This window comes from Streptomyces violens (genome assembly GCF_000717745.1).
Taxonomy (GTDB): Bacteria; Actinomycetota; Actinomycetes; order Streptomycetales; family Streptomycetaceae; genus Streptomyces; species Streptomyces violens.
In genome coordinates, this window is sequence record NZ_JOBH01000008.1 from 183494 (window position 1) to 198136 (window position 14643).

The window sequence follows — 14643 nt, forward strand, 5'->3', positions numbered from 1 at the left end:
CGATGGACGAAACGGCCGCGCTCCCCCGGCAGCGTCCGGCCCCTGCGGTACAGGGCGGGAAACGGCGGCCGAAGCGGGAACGGGAGGGCGCCGCCTGGGTGTTCCTCTCCCCCTGGGTGCTGGGCGCGGCGATCCTCACCCTGCTCCCGATGGCGGTCTCCCTCTACCTCTCCTTCACCGACTACAACCTCTTCGACCCGCCGTCCTGGGTCGGTCTGCGCAACTACACGCAGATGTTCACCGAGGACCCGCGGCTGCTCCGCTCGGTGGGGAACACCCTGCTGTACGTCCTGGTGGCCGTGCCCCTGCAACTCGCCCTGGCGCTGGCGGTGGCGGTCGCGCTGAAGTCGATGAAGCGCGGCAAGGGCTTCTACCGGTCCGCCTTCTACGCCCCGTCGCTGCTCGGCGCCTCGATGAGCATCGCGCTCGTCTGGCGGGCGCTGTTCAACGACGGCGGCACCGTCGACAACGTACTGGGCTCCCTGGGCCTGCACACCGGCGGCTGGGTCAACCGGCCCGGCTGGGCGCTGCTCTCCGTGGCTCTGCTGACGGTGTGGCAGTTCGGCGCGCCGATGGTCATCTTCCTGGCGGGGCTGCAGCAGATACCGAAGGAACTGTACGAGGCGGCGTCGGTGGACGGCGCCGGGCGGTGGCGGCAGTTCGTCTCCATCACCCTGCCGATGCTGTCCCCGGTCCTCTTCTTCAACCTCGTCCTGCAGACCATCCAGGCGTTCCAGGTCTTCACCCCGGCGTTCGCGGTGAGCGGCGGCCGGGGCGGCCCGGCGGACTCCACCCTCTTCTACACGCTCTACCTCTACGACCGTGGCTTCACCGGCTCGCACATGGGCTATGCCTCCGCGATGGCGTGGGTACTGCTGATCGCCATCGGCATCGTCACCGCGGTGCTCTTCCGCACCTCCCGCTCCTGGGTCTTCTACGCGAACGAGGAGGGCCGCTGATGACCTTCACACGTACCGCTGTGCGCGCCAACTGGCCGCGTACCGCCCTGCACGCCGGCTGTCTCCTCGTCCTGCTGGTCATGCTGTATCCGCTGGGCTGGCTGGTCGCGACGTCCTTCAAGCCGGCCGACGAGGTGCTCGCCAGCCTCGCGCTGCTGCCGTCCCGGCTGGCCACCGAGAATTACACGACGGCCGCGGCCGGCATCGAGGGCGTCAGCCTGCTGAAGCTCTTCGGCAACTCGCTGACCATCTCGATCGGTGCCGTGCTCGGCAATGTACTGAGCTGCTCGCTGGCCGCGTACGCCTTCGCGCGGCTGCGGTTCAAGCTGCGCGGGCCGCTGTTCGCGTTCATGATCGCCACGATCATGCTGCCGCACCACGCGGTGCTGATCCCGCAGTACATCGTCTTCAACCAGCTCGGCATGGTGAACACCTTCTGGCCGATGGTGCTGCCGAAGTTCCTGGCCACCGACGCGTTCTTCGTCTTCCTCATCGTGCAGTTCATGCGCGGACTGCCGCGCGAGCTGGAGGAGGCGGCGAAGATCGACGGCTGCGGGCCGTTCCGTACCTTCGCGCGGGTCGTGCTGCCGCTCACCCGGCCCGCGCTGATCACCACCGCGATCTTCACCTTCATCTGGACCTGGAACGACTTCTTCACCCAGCTCATCTACCTCTTCGAGCCGGACAAGTACACGCTCACGCTCGCCCTGCGCACCTTCGTGGACACCTCCAGCCAGTCCGCGTACGGCCCGATGTTCGCCATGTCGGTCCTCGCGCTGCTCCCGATCGTGCTCTTCTTCCTCGCCTTCCAGCGCTTCCTGGTGGAGGGCATGGCGAACTCGGGGGTCAAGGGATGAGCGCCCCGACGGACACGGCGTCCGGGCGGCGGGAGCCCGGCGAGCTGTTCGGCCCGCGCTTCGAGCTGTTCGCCGACGTGCTCGCCCTCGGGCTCGCCACGTCGGTGGCCTGCCTGCCGCTGGTGACGGTGCCGGCCGCGCTGGCCACGGCCTGCACGCTGCTGCGCAGGCGGCAGTGGTACGGCGAGCCGTGCACGGCCGGGCGGTACTTCGCCGCGCTGCGCGCCCGGCGGTGGCGCGCCGACCTGGCCGCCGGCAGCCTGCTGCTGGCACTCGGCGTGCTGTTCGCGGCGGACGCGGCACTGGCCGCGGCGGGGCTGCCCGGGGCCGTACCGTTCGCGCTGTTCCTGGCAGCCGTGGGCGCGGTACTGGCAGTGATCGCGCTCCGCGCCTGCGCACAGGAACAAGAGGTCGGGCACTGGCGCGCGGCGCTGCGCACGGCCGCCCTGTGCTCCGTGCGCGATCTGCCCGGCTCCCTCCTGGTCCTGCTCGCGCTGGCCACGGCGGCGGTCTGTGCCTGGGTGCTGCCGCCGCTCCTCTTCCTGGTCCCGGGGCCGTTGGCGGTGGCGCTGACGGCAGTGGAGCGCCGGTCGGGCGGCTGAGCCGGGAGTTTCCGGACCCAGACACTTATCTCGGCAAAAGGTTGCCCCGGGCAAACCTTGTACCTCGCTTCGACACTTCCTTAACTTCAGGTGAAGCCCGTATAAACACCAGGAAGTCGAACATGCGCAGAGACATACCGCCCCTCGCCGAGGTGCGTCGCCTTACCCAGAAGAAGCGGGACGCATGGTGGACCGTGCTGCTGGTCGACCCGGTCGCCACTCCTCTGGTGCGGCAGACCGCGATGCGCACGCGGATCACCCCGAACCAGATCACCTGGGGCGCGCTCCTCCTCGGCCTCGTCTCCGCGGCCTGCTTCACGCAGGGCGACTGGCGCTGGCTCATCGCCGGTGCCGTGGTGTACCACCTGAGCTTCATCCTGGACTGCATGGACGGCAAGGTCGCCCGGCTCACCGGCCAGGGCTCCGTCTTCGGTGCCTGGCTCGACTACATCTTCGACCGCATCCGCGTGATGGCCTGCGCCGTCGCCCTGATGGGTGGTCAGTACCACCGCACCGGCGACACCTTCTACATCTGGCTCGCGGCGGGCGTGGTCGCGCTCGACGGCCTGCGGTACATCAACTCCCTGGAGATCTTCAAGACCCGGCACACGATGCGCAAGCAGATCAAGTCGCGCATCCGGGCGGCGCGGCGGGCCGAGGACACGGCGGAGGTCGCGTTCATGGAGGACCTGCTGCGCGACAACCCCGAGGCGGACATCGAGCAGGACCTCCAGCAGGACCGTGCGGAGGCCGTGGAAAGCACGGTGAACACGGAGAACAAGGAGAACACGGCGAGCACGGCGGACACGCCGATGCTGGTGGCCGTGCCGGCGCCGAAGCGCCGCAAGAAGTCCGACGTCATCGACCTCCAGCGAGAATTCCGCAGCCGCTTCCCCGGCTATCTGCGGGCCCGCTCCTACCTGCTGCGGCACCGCGTCCGTACGCACCTCATCAGCGGCATCGAGTTCCAGATGGGCGTCTTCATCATCGGCCCGCTCTTCGACGCGGTCATCCCCGTCACGGTCGTCTCCGCCATCCTCCTGCTCCTCTTCGAACTCGCCATCGTCTACAAACTCCTGCTCTCCACCCGCGACTTCGCCCGCACCCTCGACTCCTTCGAGAACACGAAGACACCGGCGGCGGCCTGAGTACCGGGGTCCGCACTGCCCGGGTGGGTGCAGCACTCACGGCACACCTGACGGCGCCTCACTGAGGGCGTAGCCGACGCCCGTGTCCAGGTCGGTGTCGTAGCCGGCCTGGAAGGCCTTCTTGTACGCGTCGTCGCCGGGTTTCCCAGACCTGCCGGCCCAGTCCGAGCAGCCGGGCGGCCCGTTCCCACTGGCCGATGGCGACCACAGCTCCGGCAAGCTGGTCGATGACGAGTGCGGTCGGGCCGGTTCAGGGGGTGGGACGCGTCAACCGGGCGGGGCCTCGTTCGCCTTTCCGGGCGGAGCGCGGAGGAACCGGGGAAGATCGCCGGCGCACCGGGGGAGGTCTACTGCGACACGAGGCCCCCCGCGAGGAGCGCACATGGAAAGCGGCCAGAAAATCAACGCCTTCTTCAGCCTGCAGATCCCCCCTGAGCTGGTGGACGGCATGATCACCCTGCAGCGGCAACGCGACGCGGTCCAGCCGCAGGAACGCGAGGAGATCCACATCACGCTGGCCTTCCTCGCCGGTGCCGACGCGGCGAAGATCGCGGACGCGGCAGCGCTGATCAGCGGAAGAACGTGGCCGGTCCCCCGCATCCGCTTCACCGGCGAGGTGCGGCACGGCAGCTGGGACCTCAAGAAGAAGAATCCCGACTACCGCTATGACGACGCCACCATCCAGAAGGGGGAGCAGATCCGGCTGGGCGTCGAGCCCGTACCGGAACTCTGCGGCATCTACTCCGACCTGACGCAGCACCTGGGTGGCGCGGAGGACGGCTACTGGCCCCACGTCACGCTCGGCCTGGCCCGCGCGGACGTCCCCGCCGCCTCGATGGCGGACCTGGACATCCCTTCCGCGAGCGGCCCGGCGCCGAGCCTGGACCTGCGGCAGTCGGGCAGCGCGACGCGCTTCAGGGTCCTGGTGCGCAGAGACCTCACCTGAGGCGTGCCCTCCGGATCATTCCGGGGCGGGGACATGTGCCGGCAGCAGCCCCTCCGCCCGGAGATCCGACCACATGTCCGGTGGTACGGGGCGCCGCAGCAGCTCGCCCGCGTCGGCGGCCTCGGCGGGTGAGCGGGCGCCGATGAGGACGCTTGCGACGGCCGGGTGGCCGAAGGGGAAGTGGAGGGCCGCGGCGCGCAGTGGCACGCCGTGGCGTTCCGTGACGGCCTTGATGCGGAGGGCGCGTTCCAGTACGGGGCGGGGTGCGGGTGCGTAGTCGTAGGTCGCGCCGGGGCGCGGGTCGGCGAGCAGGCCGGAGTTGAGGACGCCGCCGATGATGACGGCGCGGTGGCGCGCGGCGGCCTCGGGCAGGACCTCGTCCAGGCCCGAGGGGTCGAGCAGGGTGTAGCGGCCGGCGAGCAGGACGGCGTCGACGTCGGTGTCGCGGAGGAAGCGGGCGAGCATGGCGGTCTGGTTCATGCCCGCGCCGATCGCCCGGACCACGCCCTCGGCGCGGAGGCGTTCGAGCGCCGGGTACGCCTCGCCGAACGCCTGCTTCGCGTGATCGTCCGGGTCGTGCAGACAGGCCAGGTCGATCCGGTCGAGGCCGAGGCGGTGCAGGCTCTCCTCGATGCTGCGCCGGACGCCGTCCGCGCTGAAGTCCCAGACCCGGCGGTGGGTGGCCGGCACGGCGAAGCCGTGGGCGAGGTCGTCGCCGCCCGGCCCGCCGGGGCGCAGCAGCCGGCCCACCTTGGTGGAGAGCACGTACGCGTCACGCGGCCGGTCGCGCAGCGCGGCACCCAGCCGCCGTTCCGACAGCCCGAGCCCGTAGTGCGGCGCGGTGTCGAACGCACGGATGCCCTCGTCCCAGGCGGCATCGACGGTGGCGGCGGCCTGGTCGGGGGTGACGGCGGTGTAGAGGTTGCCCAGGGCGGCGGCGCCGAAGGACAGGGGGGTGAGGGGGAGGCCGCTGCGGCCGAGGGTACGGCTCACCGCTGCCCTTCCGGGCGCAGTCGCAGCCCCGCCATGCCGCCGTCGACGGCGAGTGAGGTGCCGGTGACCGAGGCGGCGGTGGGCGAGGCCAAGTACGCGATCGCGGCGGCGACTTCCTCGGCGGTGACCAGGCGGCCCATCGGCTGCCGGGCGTTGAGCGCGGCGCGCTCGGCCTCCGGGTCGTCGGCCGCGTCCAGCAGCCGGCCGACCCAGGGGGTGTCGGCGGTGCCGGGGTTGACGCAGTTGACGCGGATGCCCTCGCGGACGTGGTCGGCGGCCATGGCGAGGGTGAGCGAGAGGACGGCGCCCTTGGAGGCCGAGTACAGCGCGCGCTGCGGCAGTCCGGCGGTGGCGGCGATGGAGCAGGTGTTGACGATCGCGGCGTGTGCGGATTCCCGGAGGTACGGGAGTGCCGCGCGGCTGGTGCGGACGATCCCGAGGACGTTGACGTCCAGCACGCGCTGCCACTCGATGTCGGGGTTGTCCTCGACCGTGCCGGCCGCGCCGATGCCCGCGTTGTTGACCAGGATGTCCAGGCCGCCCAGGTCGCGGGCCGCGGCCCCGACCGCCTCGCGTACGGAGTCGTCGTCGCTGACGTCGGCCCGGTAGCCGGTCAGCGGCTCCTCGACCTTGTCGGGTACGAGGTCCAGCACGGCCACCCGGGCACCGCGCGCGGCGAGCAGTTGAGCGGTGGCCAGGCCGATACCCGAGGCCCCGCCGGTGACCAGCGCCTTGAGGCCGTTCATGTCGCCGATGTCGTTCATGCCCGCTCCTCCTGGAGTGCGTCGTCCTTCATCGGTCGTGTGCGCGCCGCGCGCGTCGCTCCCCTACTGTCGGCCGCACTACCGGAATACATCGGATGTATCGACCCGGCGACGTGAACATACGGTCACGCGGAGCCTCGGCACAAGAGGTCAACCGTCGTCGGGCAGGGCGAGTTCGGGTGCGGTGAGGTCCGTCCCACTGGTCCTCCCGGAGCGGGCCGGTGCCGCGTACGGCCGCTGAACTCGTCCTGCGGGCACAGGGGTAACGGATACCTCCGGGGAGCCCGGATGGCAATAGGTCGGACCTCTTGACGATGGATGGTGTGCACACCATTGTCGCCCTCGGACCCGGCCCGTCCGTGTCCTTCCCGTCGGTCCCCTCGGAGGTCACCCGTGGCACAGGTCCAGTCCCCGGCCGGAGCCGCCGCGCAGGGCGGCGAGAAGGTGCCCCGGCGGGTGCATTGGATCGCCGTACTCGGCGGCCTGTCCGGCCTGTTGTACGGCTACGACTCCGGCGCCATCTCCGGCGCGCTGCAACCGCTGACCGACCGGTTCGGCCTGGACGCCACCGGGCAGGGCCTGGTCACCAGCCTGCTGCTGCTCGGCGCGCTGCCCGCCATCGTCGGCGGCTCGCTCGCCGCCCGCCGCTGGGACCGCCGCCATCTGCTGATCCTGGCGGGCGTCATCTTCGTCGTCGGCTCGGTCGCCTGCGGCCTGGCACCCAACGCGGGCACGCTGATGGTCGCGCGGTTCGTCCTCGGCTTCGCCGTCGGCCTGGCCAACATGTTCGGCCTGATCTACCTCAGCGAGCTGGCACCCAAGCAGCTGCGCGGCCGTATCACCGCGCTCTACCAACTCGCGGTGAACGTCGGCATCCTGCTCGCGTACGGGGTCGGTGACGCACTGTCAGCGACCGGCGCGTGGGAGTGGATGCTCGGCCTGGGCGCCTTGCCCGCCGTGGTCTTCCTGGCCGGCATGGTGCTCAGCCCGGCGGGCCCCCGCTGGCTGATGACGCACGGGCGCGAGGAGGAGGCCCGCGGCGTCCTGCGCCGGCTGCGCGCGACACCGGAGACCGCGGAGGCGGAGATCACCGAGATCCGCGACAGCCTGGCCCAACAGCACGCCGGGCTGAGGGAGTTGGCGGGCATCTACCGCCCGGCTCTGCGCATCACCCTGATCCTGACCTTCTTCCAGGTCTTCACCGGCATCAACGCGGTGGTCTACTACGCGCCCGTCATCTTCTCCCACCTCACCGACGGCAACGGCACCCAGGCCGGCACCATCGCGAACTACGGCGTCGGCGCGGCGCTGGTCCTGTCGACCGCGACGTCGCTCCCCTTCATCGAGCGCCTGGGCAGGGTGAAGCTGCTGACCATCTCGCTGGCCGCGCAGGTCCCGCCGATGGTGGCGCTCGCCCTCTTCCCCGATGTCGCCGTGCTCGCCGTGATCTGCGTGTTCGTGTACACCTTCGCGTTCGGCTTCGGGCTGGGGCCGGTGTTCTGGCTGTACTGCCCGGAGGTGCTGCCGCTGCGTGCCCGCGCGCTCGGCATGGGCGTGATCACCTTCACCCAGTACCTGCTCAACTTCGCCTTCGCGCTGGCCTTCCCGGATGTGCTGAAGGCGATCGGCAGCTCCGTCTTCGCCGTCTTCGCCGTACTGTCCGCACTCGCCGCGTGGTACGTCGCCCGACGCGTCCCGGAAACCGCCGGCCGCTCCCTGGAGGAGATCGAGCAGTACTGGCAGCAGCGCGGATGACCCGGCCGTCCACCACGCTTCTGCGCGGAAGAGCCGCCCGCGCCGGTGACGGCCCGTCGGATACGGGTACGCATCACGGCGTCGCGACGACGAGAGGGGCGAGCCGTGCCGGGTACGGAGGGGACGACGGCGGCCGAGATGGCCGAGCGGTACGGGCTGCGGCCGCTGGCCACCGAGGGCGGGCTGTTCCGCCGGACGTGGGCGGGGCCGCCGGACGCCACGGGCCGCCCGGCCGGCTCGGCGATCATGGTGCTGCTCACCACGGACGCCGGTGGCTTCTCCGCCCTGCACCGGCTGCCCTTGGACGAGGTCTGGCACTTCTACCGTGGTGACCCCGCCGAGCTGGTACTTCTCGGGCCGGGCGGCGCCGGACGGACCGTACTCCTCGGCGGCAGCGGCAGCAGCGGCGGGGAGGTGCAGACCGTGGTGCCCGCGGGTACGTGGATGGGCGCCCGGGTGATCCCGGGCGGCAGCTGGTCGCTGTGCGGTACGACGATGGCGCCCGGCTTCCTGCCCTCCGACTACGAAGGCGGCGATGTGAACGTCTTGACCAGGCAGTATCCGGAGTACGCGGAGCGGATCAGGGAGTTGTGCCGGCCCGGTGCGCCGCTGCGGATGCCGGACGGGTCCGGCGATGAGTGAGCGGTGGCAGGCGGGCAGCCTGGCCGGACGGGTCGCCCTGGTCACCGGCGCCAGCGGACTCCTCGGCGGCGGGATCGCCCGGCGGCTCGCGCGGGCCGGGGCTGCCGTGGTGGCCCACTGGTACCGGGGCGAGGAGCAGGCCGCGGCCCTCGTCAAGGAGATCACCGGGGCGGGCGGCAGCGCGCTGGCCGTACGGGCTGATGTGACGCGGGAGGAGGAGTGCCGGCAGCTGGTCGACGCGGCGGCCTCCTGGCGCGGCCGGCTGGACATCCTCGTCAACAACGCCGGGATCCAGCCGGTCCAGCCGCTCGCCGAGATGACGGCGGCCGACTGGCGGCGGCTCTCCGAAGCCAATGTGACCAGCGCGTTCTGCTGCACCCAGGCGGCTGTCGGAGCGATGCGGCGCGGGCGCGGCGGCTCGGTCGTGCACATCGCCTCGATCGAGGGTTCGCAGCCCGCGCCGGGGCATGCGCATTACAGCGCAGCCAAGGCCGCCTTGATCATGTTCGCCCGGTCGGCGGCCCTGGAGTACGGTCCCCTCGGCATCCGCGTGAACACCGTCTCCCCCGGCCTGATCGACCGGCCGGGCCTCGACGCGGACTGGCCGGAGGGCGTCGACCGGTGGACCCGCGCCGCGCCGCTCACCCGGCTCGGCCGCCCCGAGGACGTCGGCGACGCCTGTGTCTTCCTCGCCTCGGACGCGGCCTCCTGGATCACCGGTACCGACCTGGTCGTGGACGGCGGCGTCAGCGCCCGTCCGACGTGGTGACGCCGTCCCGACCGTGCTCCGGTCCGGGTCCCGGCCCGCTCTCCGGTTCGGGTTCGTCGAGGTCGCAGCCGTGATCGCAGATCAGGTCGACGATCGTGCGCAGCAGTTCGGAGTCGTCGTCCGCGCGCCAGACCAGGTGGAAGCGGTGTTCGGGGCCCGGCTCTCTGAGCGGCAGGACGGCGACGCCCGGGCAGGTGATGTTGGCGGGGTCGGAGACGTCGGCGGGGTGGGCGTGCACCAGTCCGGACGCCGTGCCGGCCGCCACCAGCCCGAGGAGCTGCTCCTGTTCGCGCAGCCGGTGGTGCTGCCAGAGCGGGGCCACGCCGTGGTCGGCGAAGAACCGTAGGGTCGCGTCGTGCACGCCGGGCGCGGTGTCCCGCTCGTTGATCAGGAACGGCATGCCCTCGAACGCGCCGAGCGGCACCGGGACCTGCTTGGTCAGCGGCCCGGGCGCGGGCACCGCCACATGGTCGTCGCGGTACCGGCCGACGATCAGGGACGAGGTCCCGTGCGGCGGCAGCGGGTCGCGGACCAGCGCCAGGCCGAGTTCGCCCTGTACGAGGGCGTCCAGTGCCTGCAGGCTCCACATGGGGACGGACACCACGGCCACGTCGGCCCGTGCGCGCGCCACCTTGCCGATCAGTACGTCGACGAGGCGGGCCGCGCCCGGGGCGCAGCCGATGCGCAGCTCCCCCAGCCGGGCGGCGCGCAGGGTGTGCGCCGTGTCCGTGATCTCGGCGGCCGAGTCGAGGGTGCGGCGCGCGGCGGGCAGCAGTTCGCCGCCCGCGGGGGTGAGCTCCACATGGCTGCTCGTCCGGTCGAAGAGGAGGAGGCCCAGCTCCCGTTCCAGGTCGCTGATGCGCCGGCGGACGGCGGCGGGCGCGACGTGCAGCCGGGCCGCGGCGTGGCCGTAATGCAACTCCTCGGCCACCAGGGCGAAGTACTCCAGATCACGTAGTTCCATGTCTCGCTCCCCACCTCGTACATGGCGGACCCCGCCCTCCCGGAGAAGAGCGGGGCTGGTGCTCGGCAGGTCTCAGTGGAAGAGGCCCCGGCCGGCTCTGGAAGCGCCAAATCAGTCGTCGCTGTCTTCGTCGTTCTCGTTGTCGGCGCCGGTCTCCAGCAGCATGGTGTGGGTCTCCGCGCCCGTGGTCGACGCACCGTGGTGCTCGTGGGCGCTGCCGCTCTGGTAACCGGAGTCGGTGGTCGCAATCTTGGTGTTCAGGAACTCGGGGTCGTCGGCCACGGCCGTGCCGCCGGCCGCCAGAACGAGGGCTGCCACGGGAACGACGACGGCGGTCAGGCGCTTCGCAGTGCGGTTCATCTTCGGTTCCTCCATTGGTTGCACAGGGGCGAGGCGGCTTCCTGCGCCGCCCGGCAGTCGATGAGTAACCACACGTCACAGCCGTCACACACGGCGTCACCTGAATGGCAGCGACGGAGTGGCGCGGACGGCTCCGAGGTGCCTGCGGCCGGACTGTGACTGACCCGTCGGTTCACGGCTGCCGCATGTTCTGCAGCGAAGCGACCAGGGTGTCCACCTCCCGCGGCGTGTTGTAGAGGGCGAAGGAGGCCCGGACCGCACTCTCCAGGCCGTAGTGGCGCAGCGCGGGCTGGGCGCAGTGGTGACCGGCCCGGACGGCGATGCCGTCACGGTCCAGACACTCCGCGACCGCCGCCGGGTCGTATCCCGTGAGCGTGAAGGTGAGGACGGAGATCCGCTCGGGGGCCGCGCCGATGAGTTCCAGTCCGGGGACGCCGGCCAGGGCCTGTACGGCGTACTCGGTCAGGGCCTTCTCGTAGGCGGTGACGGCGGTGCGATCCTGGGACGTGAGCCAGTCGATCGCGGAGCGCAGGCCGACGGCACCGGCGATGTTGCCGGTGCCCGCCTCCAGCAGGTGCGGTACGGGGGCGAAGGTGGTCCGGCCGAATTCGACCGAGTCGATCATGTTGCCGCCGCCCTGCCACGGCCGCATGCCCGCGAGCACCTCCGGCTTGCCGTACAGCGCGCCGATCCCCGTGGGGCCGAAGAGCTTGTGCCCCGAGAAGACGTAGAAGTCGGCGTCCAGCGCCTGTACGTCCACCGGGAAGTGGGCGACCGCCTGCGCGCCGTCCACCAGCACCTTCGCGCCGTACCGGTGTGCCAGCGCGGTCATCTCCCGTACGGGCGGGACGGTGCCGAGCACGTTGGACGCGTGGCTGAGGGCCACGAGCTGGGTGCGGAAGGAGAGCAGGTCGGCGAAGGCGTTCTGGTCGATCTGCCCGTCCGGGCCGAGCGGTACGGGCACCACCCGGGCGTGCCGCTCCTTGGCGATCATCTGCCACGGCACGATGTTGGAGTGGTGTTCGAGGACCGGTACGAGGATCTCGTCGCCGGCGCCGAGGTTGGCCCGACCCCAGGTCTGGGCGACGAGGTTGACCGCCTCGGTCGTGCCGCGGACGAAGACGACGCTGTCCGGGGAGGCGGCGCCGAGGAAGGAGGCGACGGCCGCGCGGCTCTCCTCGTACGCCTCCGTGGCCTCGCGGGCCATGGTGTGGGCGCCGCGGTGGATGTTGGAGTTGGCGGAGCCGTAGAAGGCGGCGAGTGCCTCGATGACCTGGCGCGGCTTCTGGGTGGTGGCGCCGTTGTCGAGCCAGACCAGCGGGTGGCCGTTGACCGTCCGGTGCAGGACCGGGAAGTCGCGCCGCGCGGTCTCGGGGTCGAACCCGCGCCCGGGGCTCGCGAACCCCTTGGGCGCCGCCTCCAGAGTCTCAGGAGTAGTCATAGTACTTGGACACCTCGACGTTCTGGAGCACGGCGATGGCGTCCTCGACCAGGACCGCGGTGTTGAAGTACGCGGTCATCAGGTAGGAGGTGATCGCCTTCTTGTCGGTGCCCATGTTCCGCATGGACAGGCCGGGTTCGACCTCGTCGGGCACCTCGGAGGGGCGCAGGCCCACCACGCCCTGCTCGGCCTCGCCGGCCCTGACGAGCAGGATCTCGGTGGTGCCGGCCGCCGCGCCGGAGCCGTTGCTGAACCCGACCTTGTCGGACGGCAGCAGCGGCACACCGCGCCAGGTCAGCAGGGGGCTGCCGAAGCGGGTGTCCATCACCGGGGGCACGCCCCGGCGGGTACATTCCCGGCCGAACGCCGCGATGGCCTTCGGGTGGGCGATGAAGTAACCGGGCTGCTTCCAGACCTTGGTGAGCAGTTCGTCGAGGTCGTCGGGGGTGGGCGCGCCGGTGCGCGCCTGGACCCGCTGGCCCGGGGTGACGTTGTGGAACAGGCCGAATTCGGGGTGGTTGAGCATCAGGGCTTCCTGGCGCTCGCGCAGCGCCTGGATGGTCAGGTCGGCCTGGGCCCGCACCTGGTCGTTGGGCTCGTTGTAGAGGTCGGAGACGCGGGTGTGGACGCGCAGCACGGTCTGGGCGACGGTCATGTGGTACTCGCGCGGCGTGTCCTCGTACTCGACGTAGGTGCCGGGCAGTTCGGGCTCGCCCACGTGGCCGCCGGCGAGCTGGATGGGGGCCTCCTTGCCGGCGAGGGGCGCGCCGCCCTCGCTGTACGCGGTGACCGCGGCGCACAGCGCTTCGTCGCGGTCCGACAGGCGGCCGAGGACGGAACGCTCGACGCACAGCGCGACGCCGGGGGTGAGGGCCTTGACCTGGTACGGCGTGGGCTCGCCGCGGGTCCAGGAGTCCAGGTCGAAGAACTGGCCGTCGCCGACCACTTCGAGCACGGTCTCCTCGCCGTAACGGGTGGTCACGCGCTTCTCCGCACGGCCGTGCGCCAGCACCCACAGCCGGTCGGTGGACTCGCCCTCGTGGACGAGTAACTGGCCGGCGTCGAAGGTGACTTCGGTGAACGCCTGGGCCAGTTCGCCGAGCAGCGCCGGGTCCGCCTCGCGCAGGTAGGGGATCTCCCGCAGGTCCTCGCTGACCACGCGGCGGGTGCCTTCGTGGTCGGTGTCGATGGTGATCCGGTCGTCGCCGAGGAGGAACGTACGGCGCCGGTTGACGCGGAAGACGCCGGAGTCGACGTCCACCCAGGGCAGCGCGCGGAGCAGGTAGCGCGGGGTGATGCCGCGCATCTGGGGCGCGGTCTTGGTGGTGGTCGCGAGTTGCCGTGCGGCATCCGGGCTGAGGGTGAGGCGGTGGTCGTTCATGGGGACTCCTGGAAGTCGGTGGGGGGTTGGACGAGAGTGATCGTCACGGCGGGCACTTATCGACCACAAGACGGCGTTGGATTTGACAGTCCTGAAACAATCGGACCGGTTCTTATGCCAATTGGTCCGGAATACAACCACTTCGCGTGTCAAGAAGGCGTGACCAGCGCTCGGACTCCGGACTTCCGTGGCGCGTGACCGTTCGCACGCCTTCCGGACGCCACCGTCCGATTCCCGGATACGGCGCGATTGCATCCGTACGGCCGTTCGGTACCGGTCAGTTATCAGCGGACCGCGGCTGTCAGCGGACCGCGACGAGCACGAAGTCCGTGCTGCACTGCCAGACGGTGCCCGCGTCGTGGAAGCCCGCCGCGCGGAGCAGGGCGAGGTGGCGGCGCAGGGTGAGGCCGTTGTGGCCGCCGGCGGCGGACTGCTGTACGGGGCGGGGCGCGAGCAGGCCGGCCAGTTCGGGGTCCCGGGCCGCCGCCGCCCACCAGGAGTCCCAGTCCTCGCGGTCAGGGGTGCCCTGCCGCTCGGCCCGGCGGCGCCCCACATGCTGGGCGATCCGCGCCGTACGGCTGCCGTCCGGGCGGAGCATGTCGCTGTTGACGAGGACGCCGCCCGGCCGCAGCAGCGCGGCGAGGTCCTCGTACGTGCGCCGCAGGGCGCCCTCGGAGAGGCAGTGCAGCGCGGTCGCGGAGACGGCTGCGTCCAGCGGGCCCGGCAGCTCCAGCGCCGCTGTCCAGCCGTCCGCGCCGAGGGTCGCGCGGACGAAGCGGGCGGCGTCCGCGTGGTGGGCCCTGCCCAGTTCGAGCAGCAGCGGGTCGCTGTCCACCGCCACGACGGTGGCGTACGGCAGCCGTCCGGCCAGCCGCGCGGCCAGCGATCCGGGCCCACAGCCGAGGTCGGCGACGAGCGGCCGGTCCCGCCCGGCCAGTACATGCTCGACCACGTCGGCGATCACCGTGAACCGCTCCTCGCGGTCGATCGCGTACCGCTGCTGCTGACGCTCCCAGCGCGCCACCCACCGCCCGGCCGTCACCGTCTCCAGTCCCACCGGCC

General features: G+C 71.4%; 15 protein-coding genes. 8 read left to right on the forward strand and 7 right to left on the reverse strand.

Features of this window, described 5'->3' with window-relative positions:
- The first annotated feature begins 2 nt into the window (after window positions 1-2).
- The 5 genes from IF04_RS0116995 to IF04_RS0117015 all read left to right on the forward strand — a co-directional run bounded on the left by IF04_RS0116995 (window position 3) and on the right by IF04_RS0117015 (window position 4512).
- Window positions 3-959 (forward strand): carbohydrate ABC transporter permease, encoded by a 957-nt coding sequence (locus IF04_RS0116995; RefSeq protein WP_030257543.1) that lies wholly within the window; start codon window positions 3-5, stop codon window positions 957-959.
- Window positions 959-1816, forward strand: coding sequence for a carbohydrate ABC transporter permease (locus IF04_RS0117000; RefSeq protein ID WP_030257546.1), 858 nt, complete (start codon window positions 959-961; stop codon window positions 1814-1816). The genes IF04_RS0116995 and IF04_RS0117000 overlap by 1 nt, the downstream gene beginning before the upstream one ends.
- On the forward strand, window positions 1813-2418 hold the full coding sequence (locus tag IF04_RS0117005) for a hypothetical protein (protein WP_030257549.1): 606 nt from the start codon (window positions 1813-1815) through the stop codon (window positions 2416-2418). Before IF04_RS0117000 ends, IF04_RS0117005 begins: the two co-directional genes overlap by 4 nt.
- 122 nt (window positions 2419-2540) lie before the next feature.
- Window positions 2541-3566: a CDP-alcohol phosphatidyltransferase family protein gene (locus IF04_RS0117010; protein ID WP_030257551.1), complete on the forward strand. Its 1026-nt coding sequence runs from the start codon at window positions 2541-2543 to the stop codon at window positions 3564-3566.
- Window positions 3567-3948: 382 nt separating this feature from the next.
- Window positions 3949-4512 (forward strand): hypothetical protein, encoded by a 564-nt coding sequence (locus IF04_RS0117015; protein ID WP_030257554.1) that lies wholly within the window; start codon window positions 3949-3951, stop codon window positions 4510-4512.
- Window positions 4513-4527: 15 nt separating this feature from the next.
- Here the strand turns inward: IF04_RS0117015 and IF04_RS0117020 are convergent, their stop codons facing one another.
- Window positions 4528-5505 (reverse strand): aldo/keto reductase, encoded by a 978-nt coding sequence (locus IF04_RS0117020; protein WP_030257559.1) that lies wholly within the window; start codon window positions 5503-5505, stop codon window positions 4528-4530.
- Window positions 5502-6269 (reverse strand): SDR family NAD(P)-dependent oxidoreductase, encoded by a 768-nt coding sequence (locus IF04_RS0117025; protein ID WP_030257563.1) that lies wholly within the window; start codon window positions 6267-6269, stop codon window positions 5502-5504. Before IF04_RS0117025 ends, IF04_RS0117020 begins: the two co-directional genes overlap by 4 nt.
- Window positions 6270-6662: 393 nt before the next feature.
- Here IF04_RS0117025 and IF04_RS0117030 point away from each other — a divergent pair, with 393 nt between their 5' ends.
- From IF04_RS0117030 to IF04_RS0117040, 3 genes are all read left to right on the forward strand, one after another.
- Window positions 6663-8024: a sugar porter family MFS transporter gene (locus IF04_RS0117030; RefSeq protein ID WP_211259825.1), complete on the forward strand. Its 1362-nt coding sequence runs from the start codon at window positions 6663-6665 to the stop codon at window positions 8022-8024.
- 105 nt (window positions 8025-8129) lie between these two features.
- Window positions 8130-8666: a cupin domain-containing protein gene (locus IF04_RS0117035; RefSeq protein ID WP_030257568.1), complete on the forward strand. Its 537-nt coding sequence runs from the start codon at window positions 8130-8132 to the stop codon at window positions 8664-8666.
- Window positions 8659-9435: an SDR family NAD(P)-dependent oxidoreductase gene (locus tag IF04_RS0117040; RefSeq protein ID WP_030257571.1), complete on the forward strand. Its 777-nt coding sequence runs from the start codon at window positions 8659-8661 to the stop codon at window positions 9433-9435. The genes IF04_RS0117035 and IF04_RS0117040 overlap by 8 nt, the downstream gene beginning before the upstream one ends.
- Here IF04_RS0117040 and IF04_RS36635 read toward each other — a convergent pair.
- The 5 genes from IF04_RS36635 to IF04_RS0117065 form a co-directional block, all read right to left on the reverse strand.
- Window positions 9413-10399 (reverse strand): LysR family transcriptional regulator, encoded by a 987-nt coding sequence (locus tag IF04_RS36635; protein WP_030257572.1) that lies wholly within the window; start codon window positions 10397-10399, stop codon window positions 9413-9415. The genes IF04_RS0117040 and IF04_RS36635 overlap by 23 nt on opposite strands.
- A 111-nt stretch (window positions 10400-10510) precedes the next feature.
- Window positions 10511-10759, reverse strand: coding sequence for a hypothetical protein (locus IF04_RS0117050; protein WP_157847666.1), 249 nt, complete (start codon window positions 10757-10759; stop codon window positions 10511-10513).
- Between the two features lie 172 nt (window positions 10760-10931).
- Window positions 10932-12200: a cysteine desulfurase gene (locus IF04_RS0117055; protein WP_078600406.1), complete on the reverse strand. Its 1269-nt coding sequence runs from the start codon at window positions 12198-12200 to the stop codon at window positions 10932-10934.
- Window positions 12187-13581: a family 2B encapsulin nanocompartment shell protein gene (locus tag IF04_RS0117060; RefSeq protein WP_030257579.1), complete on the reverse strand. Its 1395-nt coding sequence runs from the start codon at window positions 13579-13581 to the stop codon at window positions 12187-12189. Before IF04_RS0117060 ends, IF04_RS0117055 begins: the two co-directional genes overlap by 14 nt.
- Window positions 13582-13882: 301 nt before the next feature.
- The gene (locus IF04_RS0117065) at window positions 13883-14638 is read right to left on the reverse strand and encodes a class I SAM-dependent methyltransferase (protein WP_030257582.1); all 756 of its coding nucleotides are present in this window, start codon (window positions 14636-14638) and stop codon (window positions 13883-13885) included.
- Window positions 14639-14643 lie beyond the last annotated feature (5 nt).

What these genes read in the sequence shown, in the direction of transcription:
- IF04_RS0116995 (WP_030257543.1), top strand. Translation starts at nt 3, where the DNA reads ATGGACGAAACGGCCGCGCTCCCCCGGCAGCGTCCGGCCCCTGCGGTA.
- IF04_RS0117000 (WP_030257546.1), top strand. Translation starts at nt 959, where the DNA reads ATGACCTTCACACGTACCGCTGTGCGCGCCAACTGGCCGCGTACCGCC.
- IF04_RS0117005 (WP_030257549.1), top strand. Translation starts at nt 1,813, where the DNA reads ATGAGCGCCCCGACGGACACGGCGTCCGGGCGGCGGGAGCCCGGCGAG.
- IF04_RS0117010 (WP_030257551.1), top strand. Translation starts at nt 2,541, where the DNA reads ATGCGCAGAGACATACCGCCCCTCGCCGAGGTGCGTCGCCTTACCCAG.
- IF04_RS0117015 (WP_030257554.1), top strand. Translation starts at nt 3,949, where the DNA reads ATGGAAAGCGGCCAGAAAATCAACGCCTTCTTCAGCCTGCAGATCCCC.
- IF04_RS0117025 (WP_030257563.1), bottom strand. Translation starts at nt 6,269, where the DNA reads ATGAACGACATCGGCGACATGAACGGCCTCAAGGCGCTGGTCACCGGC.
- IF04_RS0117040 (WP_030257571.1), top strand. Translation starts at nt 8,659, where the DNA reads ATGAGTGAGCGGTGGCAGGCGGGCAGCCTGGCCGGACGGGTCGCCCTG.
- IF04_RS36635 (WP_030257572.1), bottom strand. Translation starts at nt 10,399, where the DNA reads ATGGAACTACGTGATCTGGAGTACTTCGCCCTGGTGGCCGAGGAGTTG.
- IF04_RS0117050 (WP_157847666.1), bottom strand. Translation starts at nt 10,759, where the DNA reads ATGAACCGCACTGCGAAGCGCCTGACCGCCGTCGTCGTTCCCGTGGCA.
- IF04_RS0117055 (WP_078600406.1), bottom strand. Translation starts at nt 12,200, where the DNA reads ATGACTACTCCTGAGACTCTGGAGGCGGCGCCCAAGGGGTTCGCGAGC.
- IF04_RS0117060 (WP_030257579.1), bottom strand. Translation starts at nt 13,581, where the DNA reads ATGAACGACCACCGCCTCACCCTCAGCCCGGATGCCGCACGGCAACTC.